Below are 16,573 nucleotides of genomic sequence, written 5' to 3' on the forward strand. Positions count from 1 at the left end.
CACAAAGGCACCTCTTTTATTTATATATTATTCCTAATTTGGATTTATTCCAAACAAAAATCATTTATATGAAAAAATAAGTTTAAATAAAAGGCTAAATATTATTTTAATATTGCTGATGAGTACCATAATTAGGAGGATAGAATATTGCAAAATAAACAATTTAAAATAATTGAAGCAGCAAAAGAAGGAAGAAGAAAAGTTCATCCTGTTTTTGCTGTCATACTCGCGATTATATTTTTAACTTTAGGTGAATTATTTATGTTGTTTATGCTGATTTTACCGAAAGCAGAAACAACTTTTATGAAGGCGATTTATAGCGACATTGAGATGATATTAACGTTTGGCGGCGCAATATTTTTTGTGTTTTTATGGATTAGATTTGTAGAGAAAAGATCATTTTCATCCATTGGTTTTTGGAGAAATCAATGGATAAGAAAATATTTGAGAGGTACATTAATAGGATTTGTTTTCATTTCAATACCAGTAATTTTACTCCTATTAGCAGGAGTTGTAACATTACAAATACAAAAAATTACAGTAACCGCTATATTGGGTATTGTAGGTTCTTTAGTTGCATTTTTAATACAAGGGGCAACGGAAGAAATTATTGTACGAGGTTGGTTATTCTCGGTTCTTTCTGTTAGAAGTCGTATATGGGTTGGGATTGTTGTGACATCTTTCTTATTTGGTTTTCTTCATTTACTTAATCCAGGTATTACAATTCTTTCAATATCGAATATAATATTAGTTGGTGTATTTGCAGCTTTTTACGTTTTAAAAGACAGTAGTCTGTGGGGGATTTGCGCATGGCATTCCATTTGGAATTGGGCACAATATAACGTCTACGGTTTTGCAGTTAGCGGGATGACCATATATTCAACGCCGCTATTTAAACCTGCAACAAATGGCCCCGAATTCCTTCATGGAGGCACGTTCGGAATTGAAGGTAGTATCATTACAACAATCATGCTCACTGTCGCTTCAATTGTTTTATGGAGAAAGTTATGGGGAAGAAAAGCGAAACAACGAAATTTTAGTTAATGAAAGAGGGAGAAACTATGGGGATAATAGCATTTGAGGGAGCAAGCGCTGTTGGTAAAAGTACCACGTGCCGTGAATTAGAAAAGAATTATGGTGCTTATATAATACCTGAAGTCAATTCTTTATTTGAAAGGCCAAAAAATGAACATAGAACATGGTATTTTGAAAAACAAGTTGAGCGCTGGAATATAGCTGTTCAGAAGTCAGAGCAATATGAATTAGTAATACTCGATGGCGATATATATCAGCCACTTAGTTATAATTGGTGTTTTCATTTTGATCTATTTAATCAGCCATTATCTTTAATAGAAAATTTTTATAAAGAAAAGATGATAAATAGGGAAATTGGTTTTCCGGATCAATATTTTTATTTATATACGAACGATGAAGAACTTAGAAAGCGGAAAGTATCTGATGAAACGAAAAGAAGGAGAAACTTTGAAAAACATTTACATATATCAAAATCGTTTCAGTGTTATTATGAAAATTTAAATTCTGTTACAGATGGGTATTGTAAATTAATTGAGGCGAAAAGTGTAAAATCGAATGAAATAGAAATTGTAAAGAATTTAAACAGTTTAAATGTTTGTGAAGAAAGACGTTTTGATGTTTCGAGGTTAGATGCTATTACGAAGTGGTTAAAAGAAAATCGTGCATAAAGTAAAAACAACGAGTGTTATTTATCGCGCTCGTTGTTTTTTGTTTCTTTATAAATATAAAGGGAAAATTTGTAGAATATTTTCAATATTTAACAGAATAATCTTTCAATTTTAAAGAAAAAGAAATACAATATGAGGAAGTATATATAAATAATATGATAGGGGATGGGATGCGATATTTTGAATGAAGGAACAGTTTTTATATAAGAAGTAATTAGGTAGTAAGAACAGAGATATTTGGGAGGAAACAAGCGCGATGAAAACACTATTTAAAATAATAGGTATTCTAGCTGGTATGGCGGTAATTGGAGTAGGTTTAACATATGGTATGCTGTATTATTTAAATAATAGTAAACCAGCTGCGAAAAAGGCATCACCAGCTGCTCCAGCAGTAGAAGTATTAGCTGATAGTAATGTAAAAGCAGAAGATGCAAAGCTTTTAGAAAATGGCAATTATTCATTGCCGAATAGTGGTTTTAATAAAAATTTTAAATGGACAGATGAGAACATACAGACAGCATTACATGAAATGGCACATCAAAAAGCGAAAGCTGATCAAAAGTGGGGCTATATTTTTATTACACAAGAGCGGATTGAAAGCTTAATTGATATTGTAAAGAGTAATGATCTTGTACAGGGAAGTACATATGTAGAAATTTTAGAACGATGGAAACAAGGAAAATATGAAAAAGTTGATGCAGATCACAATAAGATTTGGAAATTACAAAGCGGGAATTTAGGAGAAGGAAAAGGAGTAATGTCGGAAGCTGAGCAAAAAGAATTAATTAATCAAGTGTTTATGAACAAAGGTACATATTCAGGTAGTAAATTAATTGCAGGCGGGGGACAGACTAATAAATAGTATACTAATTAATGAAAAAGAGTAATTGCTTATTAGGCAATTACTCTTTTTATATGTACGTCTTAATATTTTAGTCTCGTTCAAGTAAAGAAAGAAACGACTGTAATACCGGGGAAATCCATCTGGATTTATGATAGATTACATGACTTTGAATAATGGTTGGAGTTTCGATAGGCTGAAAACATAGTTGTTCTTTTTGGCAACTTTCTTGTACAACGATATAAGGAAGAATTGAAATGCCTAATTCACACATAACGGATTGTTTAATGACTTCAACATTGGAAGTTTCAAATGTTTTAGCTGGAATATTTCCACTTTGACGTAAAAAACGATCTACCATTGGCCTATAGCCGCAGCTTTGTTCTGTAAAAATGAACTGGGTGTCCTGTAATAACTGGAATGGATTTGCGTGTGCAGCGGAATAAGCTGGTAAAATCCATCCAAATGTTTCATTACTAAAAGTACGCGTAATAAAATCATTATGTTCTATACTTTCTCCAATTATGAAGACAACGTCTGTTTCTCCTTCACGTAATTTTTGTAATGCTTGTTCATTTGTGTTTGTTTCAAGTACGATATTTACTTTCGGATTTTTCTGTTTGTAAGTACGTAATAATTGTGGTAATCGGTATACCGCTAATGATTCATTAGATGTAATACTTAATGTACCTTCTAAATAATCTGTATTTTGGGGGATTTCTTGCGCTTTTTCATATATTGCAAGTAATTCTAATGCATAAGGATGAAATTGATGACCTGCTTTTGTAAGTAGCACTTTTTTCCCTAACCGATCGAAAAGAGGAATATGTAAATCGTTCTCTAAAGCTTTCATATGTGCTGTAACAGTAGATTGCGCATAACCTAGCGCATGAGCAGCTTTAGAAAAATTACCATACTTCACAATGGCGCAAAATGTTTTAACATGTCTCATTTCCATAAGCGATCCCTCTTTTATTATCATGATTTGTGAATGATTATATCATGTATTTTAATTTTCCAAATGATTAAATTCCGTATAAAATAAAATTGTGGAAATATTCATTCAAGTGATATTGGAGGAGAAAAGATGATCAAAAAGGGCTATCATGTAGCTGTTGTTGGGGCTACAGGTGCGGTAGGGCAAAAAATTATTGAACTGTTAGAGAATGAAATGAAGTTTAATATAGTTGAAGTTACATTGCTTTCATCAAAACGATCCGCCGGTAAGAAAGTAAGATTCAAAGGACGAGAGATAATTATACAAGAGGCAAAAACAACTAGCTTTGAAGGTGTAGATATTGCCTTTTTTAGTGCTGGGGGAGAAGTATCTAGACAATTTGTAACTCATGCAGTTTCTAGTGGTGCGATTGTAATTGATAACACAAGTGAGTACCGAATGGCACAAGGTGTACCGCTCGTTGTTCCGGAAGTGAATGCGCATACTTTAGAGCGGCATAAAGGTATTATTGCAGTTCCAAATTGTTCAGCATTACAGATGGTAACTGCACTTCAGCCGATTCGAAAATCATTCGGTTTAGAAAGAATTATCGTTTCAACATATCAAGCTGTATCGGGTTCTGGCATTCATGCGATTCATGAATTACAAGAGCAGGCTAAGTCTATGCTTGCTGGTAAAGAAGTGAAAAGTGATATATTACCGGCGAAAAAAGATAAAAAACATTATCCAATAGCGTTTAATGTACTGCCTCAAGTAGATATATTTACAGACAATGATTTTACTTTTGAAGAAGTAAAGATGATTCAAGAAACGAAGAAAATATTAGAAGATGAAAACTTGAAAATGGCAGCTACTTGTGTACGTGTTCCAGTCGTATCAGGGCATTCAGAATCGGTTTATATAGAACTGGAAAAAGAAGCAACCGTTGCGGAAATTAAGGAAGTATTAATGGATGCACCAGGTGTTATTTTGCAGGATAACCCTAGTGAACAGCTGTATCCAATGCCATTATATGCAGAAGGGAAAATAGATACATTTGTCGGAAGAATACGTAAAGATCCTGATACGCCAAACGGATTCCACCTCTGGATTGTTTCCGATAATTTATTGAAAGGTGCGGCTTGGAATTCAGTTCAAATCGCAGAGACTTTAGTGGAAAAGGGGATACTTTAATATAGTTTGAAAAATTGGGGAATCGTTAATGATTTCCCGGTTTGTACTCATTGAAAGTTGGAGGAAGTATGCCGTTTTCTGAGGTGAATGTGAACTTTAAAAATAAAACTTATACTGACTTTTGGAGGGAAGATAAGAATAAATTGATGCCTAAAAGATAAATAGGATAAGATGGTAATATAAAGAGTGCATATACACTGGAGGGATTACCAATGCTAAAAGTTATGTTACCATTTGTTCTTATCTTTTTTCTTGTTATTGCGATGTATATTGCTTATCAAAAGAGAAAAAAATCCGAGATAAAAGGATTGAAAAGTGCGCTAACTTCTATTTGTTTCTTTTCACTCGCAATATTAAATATGTTTGCATATTGGTTTCATTTTGGCGGTGTTTTTACTTGGTTATTTTCAATTGTATTATTGCTAGTTGGTGCATATTTTACAAAATATATTCCAATATCTAAAAAGGTACATTAAAATTTATAAGAGTTTACATGCAATGTTTACTTTTTTGAAAAGAGATTATTCTACTAGATCGTTGTGAAACGATTTCATAGGACAATCTCTTTTGTTTAGTTTTGGAAAGAACGTACTGTGATTTGTAGTTGCTCAATAAATTCTCGAGTGGCAGCACACATATATTTATCTTTTCTATAAATAAGCCCTATTTCAATTATTGGAGTAGGGTTTTCTATTTTAATAGCTTGAATGTTTTTATTTTGTAAAAAGTCTATATATGGTTGTGGTAACACTGTAATTCCCATTCCTTTAGAAACCATTTGGATTAAAGATTCCATCGTACTAATTTCTAAAATTGGTCTTGGTCTAAAGTTGAATTTTTGACAATGAGATGTAATTAGTTCGGTTAAAAAGAAATTTTTAGGTAAAAGAATTAAAGGGTAGTTCTGTAGTTCAGTAATAGATACATGATTACGTTTAGCTAATCGATGACCAGTTGGCACGACCAATGTAAGGTCGCTTTTGTATAGAGGGATGGAGATAATTTCTTTATCTTGCACCGGGAGAAATGTAATGCCGATATCTAGTTCGTTTTGTAATAATTTTTCACGAATATCTCCTGTACGAAGCCCTAATACAGAAAGCTCTATATTGGGATATAAATTATTGAAATTTAAAATAGCTGGTGGTAGTAAATAATTTACGACGGTTAACAAAGCCCCTATTGTTAAGGAACCTTGCTGTAATCCGTTTAGGTCTTGAAGGGCTGAACGAGCTTGTTCGACTTCATGAAAAATGGTTTTACAATGTGATAATAAAATCTTCCCTGCTTCAGTTAAAGATATTTTTTTACCAATTCGATCGAAAAGTGGCATTCCTACTTCATGCTCTAATGCACGTATTTGTTGACTTAGTGAAGGCTGTGAAATATTTAATTTCTCAGCTGCTTTTGTGAAATGTAATTCTTTTGAAACAGCTAAAAAGTATTCAAGTTGTCGTAATTCGATTGAAATCACCTCAAGTATAATAATAGGTTATACCTATCATTATTATATAAAAAATTGAATTGAACAATGATTTTAGAGGTTTTATAATCATCTTTATATAGCAGAGAGGGTTGTAAAAATTAATCGAGAGAAAATACATGTAACACCTTTAAAGGAGGAAATAGAATGGCTAATGAATATCGATTATTATCTTTAAATATAGGATTACCAAAAGAGGTTACATACGGCGGAAAAGTAATTCATACAGGCATAAATAAGAAACAAGTAAAGGAACCGGTATATTTATCCTTTGTAAAGTTTAATGGAGATGGACAGGCGGACTTAGTTCATCATGGAGGAGTAGATAAAGCAGTTTGTGTTTATACTGGTGATCACTATCCATACTGGGAACAAGAATTGAATCAAGATCTTGTATATGGGGCTTTTGGAGAAAATATAACAGTTAGTGGTATGCGCGAAGAGGATGTTTGTATTGGTGATACGTTTGAGCTAGGACAGGCAATCGTACAGGTAACACAACCAAGGCAACCTTGTTTTAAATTAGCAAAAAAATATAATATTCCAAAGTTACCACTATATTTTCAAGAAACAGGATATACAGGATTCTATTTTCGCGTATTAAAAGAAGGATGGGTATCATCAGTCGATACATTAAAAAGACTACAGTCTGATCCAAAAGGTGTTTCAGTAGCGTTTGCTAACCGTATCATGCACAAGGAAAAACAAAATATTGAAGGGATAAAAAGGATATTAGAAGTAAATGCACTTTCAAGTAGTTGGAGAAAGTCTTTTGAAAAGCGTATAAGTGGAGAAGAAATTAATACGAAGGAAAGACTTGAAGGGATAAAAGACTAAAAATATTTTATTATAAATAGTGTATTTCTATTAGTAAAAGCTAATTAGAAAGCGCTATTTTTATATAATAAACTAATTAATATCCAAAAATCTTAATATTGTTTTATTCGACTTATTTTCAAATAGTCAAAACATAAAATTAATTAGACTTTTTTTTTATGTTTTATGATAGTATATTGATTGGTAAGACCTCTATTTTTAAGAGTAGGTCATATAAGTATATCTAATTTAATGGAATTTAACATTTGGAGGTACAACATGGGGAATGTTGAAAAAATGGCAAGTCTTCTAATAGAAGAACCGAAAAGAGAGCAGTTATTTCCTTTATTTGAAGAAGTGTTTGAAATTACAACTCAAACATTGAATGATTTTTCGGATAAAGGGTATTGGGATGATACATATAAAGCTTTATCATTTTTACAAGAAGATAAAGTGATTGCAAATGTTGCGGCATTTTCACTCCCATTATTAATTAATGGAGAAAAAATAAATGCGGCGGGTATTCAATCAGTAATGACACATCCTAATTTCCGTAGACAAGGGCTAATGAAACAATTAATGGGTAAAATGATAGAAGAAATCGATAAGAAATGTGAATGTACATTATTGTTTACGGAAAAACCTGAACTATATACAGCGTTTGGATTTAAAGTTGTGCAGGAATATTTGATGACTATACCATACGATAAAAACAATAATAACGATTCACTACTTAAAAAATTAGATTACTATAATGTAGAGAATAGACAGTTAATACATGAAACTATTGATAGTGGCCAAAGACTTTCAAATAATTTTTCAACTTTAAATTTCCGTCCTTCATTTTATTTGAATATGTATGACTCGGAATGGAATGAGAAATTGTATTATTCAGAGAAACTAGATGCTTTAATCGTTTATGAAGTAGACAATGAAAAGTTGAAATTATTTGGAGTATTTGCGCCAGTACTTCCGGTTTTAGATGAAATATGTGGAGAAATCAATGAAAGGTTTACGGAAATCGAATTTTATTTTTCTCCAGATCAATTAGGGATTGAGGATGTACAGTTTACAGAATTACAGTCTAGTAAGTATTTAATGGTTCGAAGTGATAAAGAGTTAGATTTTAAAGGTTATAAATTCCCAGTATTAGCGGAGTTTTAAATGTCTATATAAATGCTTTATATATCGTATATACCAGAACGTATTGAGCAACTCACTATAATGAATGTACCTGAATACTATAAGATTAATGACAATCATGCGTTTATTGTCCGTTCGAAAGCAGAAACTGATTTTTGGCTTAAAACACATTATGGTTTTGAAGTAATGAATGGTCATGTATTTTATAATGAGATGATGACAGACTTTCAAGCTGAAGTTCAGTTACGTATGAATCCAAATTCAAAATTCGATCAAGCAGGTCTTTTTGTTATGATTTCGGAGAACTGTTGGCTAAAAACATCTTTAGAATATATCCCTGAAGGGCCATCTCACTTAGGTGCTGTCGTAACGAATAATGGATATTCTGACTGGTCAACGCAAGATTATCCAACTGAAGAAGCTAAGCAACAAATTCGTTTTCGAATTATTCGAAAACGTGGTGATTATACAATATATGTGAAAAAGAGCCATCAATGGGAACAAATAAGAATCACTCATTTAATGGAGGATATAGGGAATGAGCCTATTAAAATAGGTTTTTACACGTGTAGTCCTTCTAAAAATAAGGGATTTGAGACTGAGTTTTTAAATTTTACAATTGAAGAAATATAGATGAAAAACCGTATTCTTTTCAGTAAGAATGCGGTTTTTGTATTTACATAATATAAAGCACATTTATTGACCAGAAAGTCATTAATGCTTATCATTTAATAATGTTAAATATTAATTTACATAATATAATAGAAGTAATGAAGAAATTACAAAATATATCGCTTAAATAAGGAGGGATATGAATTATTCAGTGGTAATTTCATGGGAAAAGGAGATTATGTATGAAATCATTTCGTAAGTTATTACAGTATTTAAAACCATACATGTTCTTCGCTATTATTGGACCGCTATTTATGGTACTTGAGGTTGCGATGGACTTAATTCAACCGACTATTATGCAACATATCATTGATGTTGGGATTGCAAATCGGGATTTAAATTATGTAATAAAAATGGGGCTTCTTATGATAGGGGCAGCAGCACTCGGTTTAGTTGGAGGGCTTGGGTGTATGATGTATTCTACAAAAGCAGCTGTTAATTTCGCTACAGACATAAGAAAAGATGTGTTTGCAAAAATAGAAACATTTTCTAGTAATAATCGTGATTCATTTGGAACAGGTAAATTATTAACGATTGTGACGAATGATATCACTTCTATTCAATCGGCAATGACGATGACATTACGTGTTCTCGTTCGTGGCCCACTGTTATTTATCGGAAGTATAATTATTGTTTTTGTAACAGCGCGAGAGTTATTTCCAATATTACTTGTAGTTGTTCCAATTTTATTACTTGCAATTATTTTAATTGCAAGTAAAGCAAGTGGTACATTTAAAAAGGTGCAAGAGGCATTAGATAAAGTGAATACAAAGTTACAAGAAAATTTATCTGGTGTGCGTGTTATAAAAGCGTATGTAAGACAAAAATATGAAATCGCTCAATTTGGAAATGTAAATACAAATTTAACGAAGATAAATATTCGAGCTGTGCAACTTATTTCTTTAATGATGCCAATCATTATGCTAGTTGTAAGTGGCGGGATTGTTGCAACATTATGGATTGGTGGAGAAAAAGTATTCAGTGGAACACTTCAAGTAGGAGCGATTTTGGCATTTATTAATTACTTGAATATCATTTTAATGTCACTTATGTCGATTAGCATGGTATTTATTCAAATTGCGCGAGCTTTTCCATCTGCGGATCGTGTAAAGCAAGTGTTAAATACTGAAGTTGATATTATAAGCGAAGCGAATGCGATTGAACCTGAGAAAATCGAGGGGAATATAGAATTTAAAAATGTTAGTTATAGCTATACGAAAAATAATGAATATGTTTTAAAAGATATTTCGTTTAGCATACAAAAAGGTGAAAAAGTAGGGATTATTGGATCGACTGGAAGTGGTAAATCAACCTTAGCGAAACTGTTACCACGTCTATATGATGTGGATCAAGGTGAAATATGTATAGATGGAATAGATGTTAAAACATATGATTTGCAAAAAATCCGTGCTTCAATAGGCTTTGTACCTCAGAAGGCGTTGTTGTTCTCAGGTAGTATAGAAGAGAATTTACGTTATGGTAAAGAAGATGCAACACACGATGAGCTGGAAGTAGCAACTGCATCAGCTTGTGCGACTGAGTTTATCAATAAGCTGGAAGAATCTTATCAATATAATTTAACACAAGGTGCAACAAATCTATCAGGTGGACAAAAACAACGTGTATCAATTGCAAGAGCACTTGTGAGAAAACCACCGATTCTAATATTAGATGATTCTACATCAGCAGTTGATGCGAAATCAGAGGCTACTATTCAAACAGCTTTAAAAACAAAATATAAAGGCACAACGACTTTATTAATTGCGTCCAAAATTTCTTCCATAATGGATGCGGATAAAATACTTGTATTAGATAATGGTGAATTAGTTGGTAATGGTACACATGAACAATTGTTAGAACAAAGTGAGGTTTATCAGGAAATTTATCTTTCCCAAGGTGGTAATTTGTATAAAGAAGGTGGGGAAGAACATGCGTAATTTTCAAGGACAATTTGCTAATAAAGGTAGAAGAAACACGCCAAAGATGGGAAAAGCTAAAAATGCTCAAGGAACTGTAATGCGGATATGGAATTATATGGGCTATCAAAAAGCTGCTCTTATGTTTGTTATATTTCTAGTAGTTGTTACTACATTACTTGGATTATTAGGTCCATATTTTATGGGAGTCATTATAGATCAATATATTGTACCGAAAGATTTAAGTGGTACAGCAAGAATGTGTATGTTACTTATCGCGATTTATGGTGTAACGGTACTTTTAACATGGTTACAAACGTTTGTCATGATTAACGTTGCATTAAAAACAATTCAAAAAATACGACAAGATATTTTTGAGAAAATCCAAACGCTTTCTTTACGGTTCTTTGATGTACGTTCTCAAGGTGATTTAATGAGCCGTGTGACAAATGATATAGATAATTTGAACCAAGCTTTGACACAAAGTGTTGTACAAATTATTTCATCAGCGTTAACTTTTATAGGTGTAACGATTGCGATGTTCGCCTTAAATTGGATTTTAGCAATTGTAACTTTAATTACAGTACCTATTATGTTTTACGTTACAAAAAAACTAGTTGCATATAGTGGTAAAAACTTTGCGAAGCGTCAAAAAGATTTAGGTGAATTAAATGGATTTATTGAGGAAGCAATTACAGGTGCGGATGTTACAACGTTGTACGGAAAAGAAAAAGAAACTGTACAAAATTTCAATAAAATTAATGAACAGCTAAGAGTTTCAGCTACGAAGGCTGATACATTTTCAGCTTTTATTTTTCCAAGTATGAACTTTATTAATAACTTAGGTATGGGGCTTGTCATTGGGACTGGATCAGTTATGGTCTTAAACGGAATGACAACAGTAGGTGTTATTGCGGCTTTTATTAATTATTCTCGTCAATTCTCAAGACCGTTAAGTCAATTTGCGACTTTAATGAATACAATTCAAGCAGCAGTTGCTGGTGGAGAACGTGTTTTTGAGATTATGGATGAGGTACCAGAAATTCAAAATAAAAAAGACGCATTTGTTGTACAAAATTTACAAGGGCATGTTGTACTTGAGAATGTTTCATTTGGCTACGCAGAAAATAAAACGATTTTAAAAGAAGTAAGTCTTAAAGCGCAGCCAGGAGAGACAATTGCTTTAGTTGGTCCGACTGGATCAGGGAAAACAACAATCATTAATTTGTTAACTCGTTTTTACGATATACAGCAAGGACAAATTCATATTGATGGAAAAGGTATAAAAGATTATGATATTAATTCTTTACGAAGTAAAATAGGAGTAGTTTTACAGGATACGTATTTATTTGCAGGCTCGATTATGGATAATATCCGTTATGGACGCTTAGATGCTAGTGATGAAGAAGTCATCACTGCAGCTAAGGCAGCATCTGCACATTCTTTTATTAAGCATTTGCCAAATCAATATGAAACAGAAATTGCTTCAGAAGGATCGAATTTAAGTCAAGGACAAAAACAACTTCTTGCGATTGCACGAGCAATTTTAGCAGATGCAGATATATTAATTCTCGACGAAGCGACATCTAATATTGACACAAGAACAGAATTACAAATACAAGCAGGACTAAATAATTTAATGAGAGGTCGCACAAGTTTTGTGATCGCTCATCGACTTAAAACAATTGAAAAGGCAGATCAAATCCTTGTTATAAAAGATGGAAATATTTTAGAAAGAGGGAATCATGAATCTCTCATGGAAGATAAAGGATTCTATTTTGATTTGTATACGAGTCAGTTTAAAATATAGTAAAAGCATTGATATGTTGCGGTTTCTCTTGAGAGGAGAAACCGCATTTTTTTATATTTGAAAATATTATTATTCTAATGGTCTTTCACTACATATTTTAACAGCATCCTCCTGCATTCCAGGCAAAACATGTGAATAGCGATTTAATGTTATGAACATATCTTTATGACTGAAGTGTTCTAGATGTATACCTTGTTTCAAAAGTAGCGGACCATGTGTATAACGTAAATCATAAAATCGAACTTTAAAAATTGGGATTTAAATAAAAAGAGCGCAGTATAGCGCTCTGAGACAAACTATATATTTAGAGAGAAATCAAGATAATATATGGATATTGTTTGAGAATGTTGTAGGTTTTAATTAAAAATAAAGCACACATATAAGTGTGCTTTTATGAACGCTTTAGATTTGTATGACTATATAGTCAACATACAATAAAATATGCTTGTTTAATATAAATGTGTGTCAAATCTATAAAAATATATTTTAGTGTGTATAAGGAACATTAAATGTTAGTTAGCCAAGTCTTTTGTTTTTATCCCGCTATTTGCCGGGCAGTAAGGCCCCCACCTCAAAATTCAGTGGAAGCAAAGAAGTTAGGTGAGGGCTGATTAAAGTTTCACTTTATTAACGAATTTGCGCAACTGTTAACGCTGCAGAACGAATATCTACTGTACCTATTACTTCAACGGGGACAATTTGAATTACATCACCAGGGTTTAAGTTAATTAGAATGACACCACTTGATACATCGACTTCACCAGTTCCGATAATATTAGAACGGACTGCGGTTCCGGATCCTGCAATAACATTAGTCGATGAATTTAATGTCAAGAAAAAGCGCGCTGCTTCCGGGGCTACCGGAACGTTATCAAGGCTAATTGTTAATGTATAGCTAATTTGATAAATACCAGCTATCTGAATTTTAATACCAGTTCCAGTACTAATTGTATCATTGATTACAGGGACAGTAATGTTAGGATTTGGGCCTGTACTAGGTAATAGTAGTGGTGTAAATAATGTTGCAAATTGAGGTGAAGTAGCATTGAAGGCAAAACCTAGGGCAGGTAGTGTACTAGGTGCTTGTGCTTCACAATTAAAATTAGCGAATTTACGAATTGATGAGCGCATATTTTCACTCCTTTCTTGTATTTAGATTGCGTGAGTATTAACTTCACGTTTTGGACAATCATAATACAATATATGAAAATTTATAGTAGATAGTGCACAAGCGTTACTATTACGGATAAAGCTATAAATAATATATGGAAAAAGCAGTTAGCTAAATTAGCTAACTGCTTAGTAGGTTCTCTAAGAGCAAATAGGAGAAGAATTATTGTGCCATATAAAAGGTCACTATAGATAAGTGCTCTTTTTGTGAGTGAGTATAAGTTCCTATCATTCTATCTAGTATATGCACTGTACTATATGTAGTTGCTACTAAAATTGATGTGAATTTTTAAAATTAGAGGTTTCTTTTAATGAAACCTCTAAAAAGATAAATCAAGTTACGTTATAGTAAATTCAATTGCAATAGGAGTGCCTCCATCTAGGACTGCTCCTCCTACAATAGTAGCAGCTGTAGTAGTCACACCAGTAATAGTATCACCTGTTTGAATAACACCATTAATATAAAGTGTTAAAAAGGCATAAGAAGCAGGGAATGTTGTTACAGCGCCAGTGTCATCAGTGAAGTCTGTGTTAGCAAAAGTTAAATCTGCTCCAGCAGCAGTTCCTGTTGCTGCTGTACTTACAAATCGTCTTCCAGCTATAAAAGGTTTAACGATAGGCATTTATATTCACCCCTTTTTGAGAATTAACTCAGACAAGTTTTTTGAAGGTTTTGTCCTGTATCGTATTCTATGCTGTGCTTCTACTAAGAGATACGGCTTGTATACTAGTAAATGAGTATAATTATTATGCGTTTTATAAGTTAGGTTCTTATCAGTAATTAAGTGATTAAGGTTGGATTTTGTATATGGTATGTTTAGGTTAAAAAAGAGCTCGTAATCAAATTATTATCTTAGTGTTGTAGGGAAACTGGCGGCCTCAGTGACAGATGGCAAAAATAATTTACGTGGTATTGTAATAAATTCAAGCGCAATTTGCTTTGGATAAATAAGTATTTGAGTTAAATCTAGAGCATGTATTAATAGTATCATGAAGCTTGTAAGAATTAAAAAACTACCCCAAAAGAAACTTTTTGAAGTGTTGCGGAAATCTTTTATTAAAGAAAAGAATGAAAAAAATGCGGTAACAATGAGAATTAAAAATTTATACTTATCAGCCATTGTGATCCTCCTAAAGAGCAGTAATTTATATTATACGGTATTTTTTCTTTATAATTATAAAAAGATTTTAAAATACCTATGTTGTAGACTTATTGTTTTCATTTTGCCTACAATCGTATAATACTAAAGCGAATAATGTTGAAGAACTTTATTAAGCTAGCGGCACACAACAAAATTAATATTATCTAGTGAGAAACATTCTAGTTTACTTCGTAGTCCCAATCCATAAATTGTGAAACTACGAAATAGATTATTAATAAAAACATTTTAAGATTATTATAATATTGATGTGATGTATACAGAAAAGAGGATAAAAAGCATCCAGAATGAGTTAATAGCTAGTGAATAACAATTGAAATAGCACTGAAAATCAATAAAACAGCCATAATGATGTTAAATAATTGATTATGTTTTAATAAAATTTTTTGGAACATGGAACCAAAAAGGCTCCAACTAAATGTACTCAGTAAACCAACTATACCTAGGAATAATGAGAAAAGTAGAAAAATTGAATATGAGTTGTAGTAAGGGAGTATAAAAGTAGAGACTACGGTGAGTCCAAATAATATTCCTTTTGGATTAACAAATTGAAGAAAAATACCCACTGTAAATAAGTTTTTATTATTTTTTTCATCGGGTTCTGCACTGCCTTTACTAGTGATTATTTTAAAGGCTAAATATAGCATATACGCGACACCTAAAATCTTTAAAGGCAATTCAATTATAGGTACAATATTAATTAATACAATATTAAAGAAACTACATAAAGAAGTGAGGATGAAAAAACCGAATGCTACTCCAAAGCAAAAGTTTATACTTCTCTTTAATCCGTGTTGATTTGCGTATGTCATAGCTAAGAAATTGTTAGGGCCAGGTGTGAAGCTGCTTATAAAAACAAATAACAAAAAAGAAAATATTGGCATTTTAAAACCCCCTAATTATTTTGTATGTTATAATGATCAAAAAGAACAATATAACGTGTACTTTTTATTATACATAACGGACGTTATATTGTATACAATGTAGGAGTGTTTTTTATGGAAGAAATTCAACTTATTCTGGCAAAAAATTTAAAATCAATACGTGAAAAAGAAAAATTAAGTTTAGAAAAGGTCTCTCAATTAACAGGTGTAAGTAAAACGATGATTGGACAAATTGAAAGAGGAGATTCAAGCCCGACACTAACAACAATATGGAAAATTGCTAATGGTTTGAAAGTATCCTTTACCTCTTTAATTAATAATCCACAGCCTGATACGAAAGTGATTTTACGAAATGATGTTCAAGCATTGTCTGAAGACAATGGGAGATATAAAGTGTATCCCTCATTTCCTTTCCAAGATGATAGAAACTTCGAAATCTATACGGTTGAAATTGAAACAGAAGGGAATTTAAGTTCAGAAGCACATAAAGAGGGTACTGAGGAATTTATAACGGTATTTGAAGGGGAATTGAAAATTGATATAAATGATTGTCAATATACGTTAAATAATGGAGACTCAATTCGCTTTAAGGCGGATAGACCGCATACTTATACTAATTCAGGAAGAACATTAACTCGGTTAAGTATGACTATTTATTATCCAGCTTTATAAGCTGGCAATAATATAAAGAGTAAAAGTAAATGTGTATTGTTAAAACCATCTATAAGAGATGGTTTTATTTTTTTGAATAAAAAAAGACACTCAATTGAGTGTCAATATAGTATTGCTCTCGCGTATAGGATTGGAGATGTTTCTCAAATACATATTGAGATGGTCTGTAAAG

General features: G+C 32.2%; 17 protein-coding genes and 1 pseudogene. 12 read left to right on the forward strand and 6 right to left on the reverse strand.

What is annotated here, in order from left to right; translation table 11 throughout:
- Positions 1-147: 147 nt before the first annotated feature.
- From CN409_RS07010 to CN409_RS07020, 3 genes are all read left to right on the forward strand, one after another.
- Positions 148-1,044, forward strand: coding sequence for a CPBP family intramembrane glutamic endopeptidase (locus CN409_RS07010; RefSeq protein WP_001180192.1), 897 nt, complete (start codon positions 148-150; stop codon positions 1,042-1,044).
- Positions 1,044-1,703 carry a nucleoside/nucleotide kinase family protein gene (locus CN409_RS07015; RefSeq protein WP_003309476.1) on the forward strand — a complete coding sequence of 220 codons (660 nt, stop codon included), beginning with the start codon at positions 1,044-1,046 and terminating at the stop codon, positions 1,701-1,703. Before CN409_RS07010 ends, CN409_RS07015 begins: the two co-directional genes overlap by 1 nt.
- Before the next feature lie 256 nt (positions 1,704-1,959).
- Positions 1,960-2,565 carry a PRK06770 family protein gene (locus CN409_RS07020; protein ID WP_000853597.1) on the forward strand — a complete coding sequence of 202 codons (606 nt, stop codon included), beginning with the start codon at positions 1,960-1,962 and terminating at the stop codon, positions 2,563-2,565.
- Positions 2,566-2,635: 70 nt separating this feature from the next.
- Here CN409_RS07020 and CN409_RS07025 read toward each other — a convergent pair whose 3' ends face one another.
- Entirely contained in the window at positions 2,636-3,502 is an 867-nt protein-coding gene (locus CN409_RS07025; protein ID WP_000425889.1) for a LysR family transcriptional regulator, read from the reverse strand.
- Between the two features lie 129 nt (positions 3,503-3,631).
- On the opposite strand from CN409_RS07025, the gene CN409_RS07030 reads away from it, so the two are divergent.
- From CN409_RS07030 to CN409_RS07040, 3 genes and pseudogenes are all read left to right on the forward strand, one after another.
- Positions 3,632-4,675, forward strand: coding sequence for an aspartate-semialdehyde dehydrogenase (locus CN409_RS07030; RefSeq protein ID WP_000591706.1), 1,044 nt, complete (start codon positions 3,632-3,634; stop codon positions 4,673-4,675).
- Between the two features lie 44 nt (positions 4,676-4,719).
- A pseudogene (locus tag CN409_RS07035) lies at positions 4,720-4,836 on the forward strand (C45 family autoproteolytic acyltransferase/hydolase); the annotation flags it as partial.
- A gap of 51 nt (positions 4,837-4,887) precedes the next feature.
- Positions 4,888-5,151, forward strand: coding sequence for a hypothetical protein (locus CN409_RS07040; RefSeq protein WP_000921855.1), 264 nt, complete (start codon positions 4,888-4,890; stop codon positions 5,149-5,151).
- Positions 5,152-5,246: 95 nt separating this feature from the next.
- Here CN409_RS07040 and CN409_RS07045 read toward each other — a convergent pair whose 3' ends face one another.
- A complete protein-coding gene (locus CN409_RS07045; RefSeq protein WP_000623400.1) occupies positions 5,247-6,149 on the reverse strand; it encodes a LysR family transcriptional regulator in 903 nt (300 codons plus the stop codon).
- Positions 6,150-6,305: 156 nt separating this feature from the next.
- On the opposite strand from CN409_RS07045, the gene CN409_RS07050 reads away from it, so the two are divergent.
- The 5 genes from CN409_RS07050 to CN409_RS07070 all read left to right on the forward strand — a co-directional run bounded on the left by CN409_RS07050 (position 6,306) and on the right by CN409_RS07070 (position 12,515).
- Positions 6,306-6,995: an MOSC domain-containing protein gene (locus tag CN409_RS07050; RefSeq protein WP_001263005.1), complete on the forward strand. Its 690-nt coding sequence runs from the start codon at positions 6,306-6,308 to the stop codon at positions 6,993-6,995.
- Positions 6,996-7,253: 258 nt separating this feature from the next.
- Positions 7,254-8,138 carry a GNAT family N-acetyltransferase gene (locus tag CN409_RS07055; protein WP_000528682.1) on the forward strand — a complete coding sequence of 295 codons (885 nt, stop codon included), beginning with the start codon at positions 7,254-7,256 and terminating at the stop codon, positions 8,136-8,138.
- A gap of 12 nt (positions 8,139-8,150) precedes the next feature.
- Complete coding sequence (locus CN409_RS07060; protein ID WP_000965798.1) at positions 8,151-8,750, forward strand: DUF1349 domain-containing protein; 600 nt, start codon at positions 8,151-8,153, stop codon at positions 8,748-8,750.
- A gap of 221 nt (positions 8,751-8,971) precedes the next feature.
- Entirely contained in the window at positions 8,972-10,726 is a 1,755-nt protein-coding gene (locus CN409_RS07065; RefSeq protein WP_097981671.1) for an ABC transporter ATP-binding protein, read from the forward strand.
- On the forward strand, positions 10,719-12,515 hold the full coding sequence (locus CN409_RS07070; protein ID WP_097981669.1) for an ABC transporter ATP-binding protein: 1,797 nt from the start codon (positions 10,719-10,721) through the stop codon (positions 12,513-12,515). The genes CN409_RS07065 and CN409_RS07070 overlap by 8 nt, the downstream gene beginning before the upstream one ends.
- A gap of 627 nt (positions 12,516-13,142) precedes the next feature.
- Here the strand turns inward: CN409_RS07070 and exsF are convergent.
- The 4 genes from exsF to CN409_RS07095 form a co-directional block, all read right to left on the reverse strand.
- Positions 13,143-13,646, reverse strand: coding sequence for an exosporium protein ExsF (gene exsF, locus CN409_RS07080; RefSeq protein WP_001257874.1), 504 nt, complete (start codon positions 13,644-13,646; stop codon positions 13,143-13,145).
- A 377-nt stretch (positions 13,647-14,023) separates the two neighbouring features.
- Entirely contained in the window at positions 14,024-14,308 is a 285-nt protein-coding gene (locus tag CN409_RS07085; protein WP_001123247.1) for a DUF4183 domain-containing protein, read from the reverse strand.
- 225 nt (positions 14,309-14,533) lie between these two features.
- Positions 14,534-14,806, reverse strand: a complete 273-nt coding sequence (locus CN409_RS07090) for a hypothetical protein (protein WP_000774122.1) — start codon at positions 14,804-14,806, stop codon at positions 14,534-14,536.
- A 338-nt stretch (positions 14,807-15,144) separates the two neighbouring features.
- The gene (locus CN409_RS07095) at positions 15,145-15,729 is read right to left on the reverse strand and encodes a LysE family translocator (RefSeq protein WP_001121279.1); all 585 of its coding nucleotides are present in this window, start codon (positions 15,727-15,729) and stop codon (positions 15,145-15,147) included.
- Between the two features lie 114 nt (positions 15,730-15,843).
- On the opposite strand from CN409_RS07095, the gene CN409_RS07100 reads away from it, so the two are divergent.
- Positions 15,844-16,401 (forward strand): helix-turn-helix domain-containing protein, encoded by a 558-nt coding sequence (locus CN409_RS07100; protein WP_000391292.1) that lies wholly within the window; start codon positions 15,844-15,846, stop codon positions 16,399-16,401.
- The last annotated feature ends 172 nt before the right edge of the window (positions 16,402-16,573 follow it).

The sequence above is a fragment of the Bacillus sp. AFS012607 genome (genome assembly GCF_002558005.1).
Taxonomy (GTDB): Bacteria; Bacillota; Bacilli; order Bacillales; family Bacillaceae_G; genus Bacillus_A; species Bacillus_A thuringiensis_S.

Excerpts from the sequence above, each read along its gene's own strand:
- CN409_RS07015 (WP_003309476.1), top strand. The coding sequence starts at position 1,044 with ATGAAAGAGGGAGAAACTATGGGGATAATAGCATTTGAGGGAGCAAGC.
- CN409_RS07020 (WP_000853597.1), top strand. The coding sequence starts at position 1,960 with ATGAAAACACTATTTAAAATAATAGGTATTCTAGCTGGTATGGCGGTA.
- CN409_RS07025 (WP_000425889.1), bottom strand. The coding sequence starts at position 3,502 with ATGGAAATGAGACATGTTAAAACATTTTGCGCCATTGTGAAGTATGGT.
- CN409_RS07030 (WP_000591706.1), top strand. The coding sequence starts at position 3,632 with ATGATCAAAAAGGGCTATCATGTAGCTGTTGTTGGGGCTACAGGTGCG.
- CN409_RS07040 (WP_000921855.1), top strand. The coding sequence starts at position 4,888 with ATGCTAAAAGTTATGTTACCATTTGTTCTTATCTTTTTTCTTGTTATT.
- CN409_RS07050 (WP_001263005.1), top strand. The coding sequence starts at position 6,306 with ATGGCTAATGAATATCGATTATTATCTTTAAATATAGGATTACCAAAA.
- CN409_RS07055 (WP_000528682.1), top strand. The coding sequence starts at position 7,254 with ATGGGGAATGTTGAAAAAATGGCAAGTCTTCTAATAGAAGAACCGAAA.
- CN409_RS07060 (WP_000965798.1), top strand. The coding sequence starts at position 8,151 with ATGCTTTATATATCGTATATACCAGAACGTATTGAGCAACTCACTATA.
- CN409_RS07065 (WP_097981671.1), top strand. The coding sequence starts at position 8,972 with ATGAAATCATTTCGTAAGTTATTACAGTATTTAAAACCATACATGTTC.
- CN409_RS07070 (WP_097981669.1), top strand. The coding sequence starts at position 10,719 with ATGCGTAATTTTCAAGGACAATTTGCTAATAAAGGTAGAAGAAACACG.
- exsF (WP_001257874.1), bottom strand. The coding sequence starts at position 13,646 with ATGCGCTCATCAATTCGTAAATTCGCTAATTTTAATTGTGAAGCACAA.
- CN409_RS07085 (WP_001123247.1), bottom strand. The coding sequence starts at position 14,308 with ATGCCTATCGTTAAACCTTTTATAGCTGGAAGACGATTTGTAAGTACA.
- CN409_RS07090 (WP_000774122.1), bottom strand. The coding sequence starts at position 14,806 with ATGGCTGATAAGTATAAATTTTTAATTCTCATTGTTACCGCATTTTTT.
- CN409_RS07095 (WP_001121279.1), bottom strand. The coding sequence starts at position 15,729 with ATGCCAATATTTTCTTTTTTGTTATTTGTTTTTATAAGCAGCTTCACA.
- CN409_RS07100 (WP_000391292.1), top strand. The coding sequence starts at position 15,844 with ATGGAAGAAATTCAACTTATTCTGGCAAAAAATTTAAAATCAATACGT.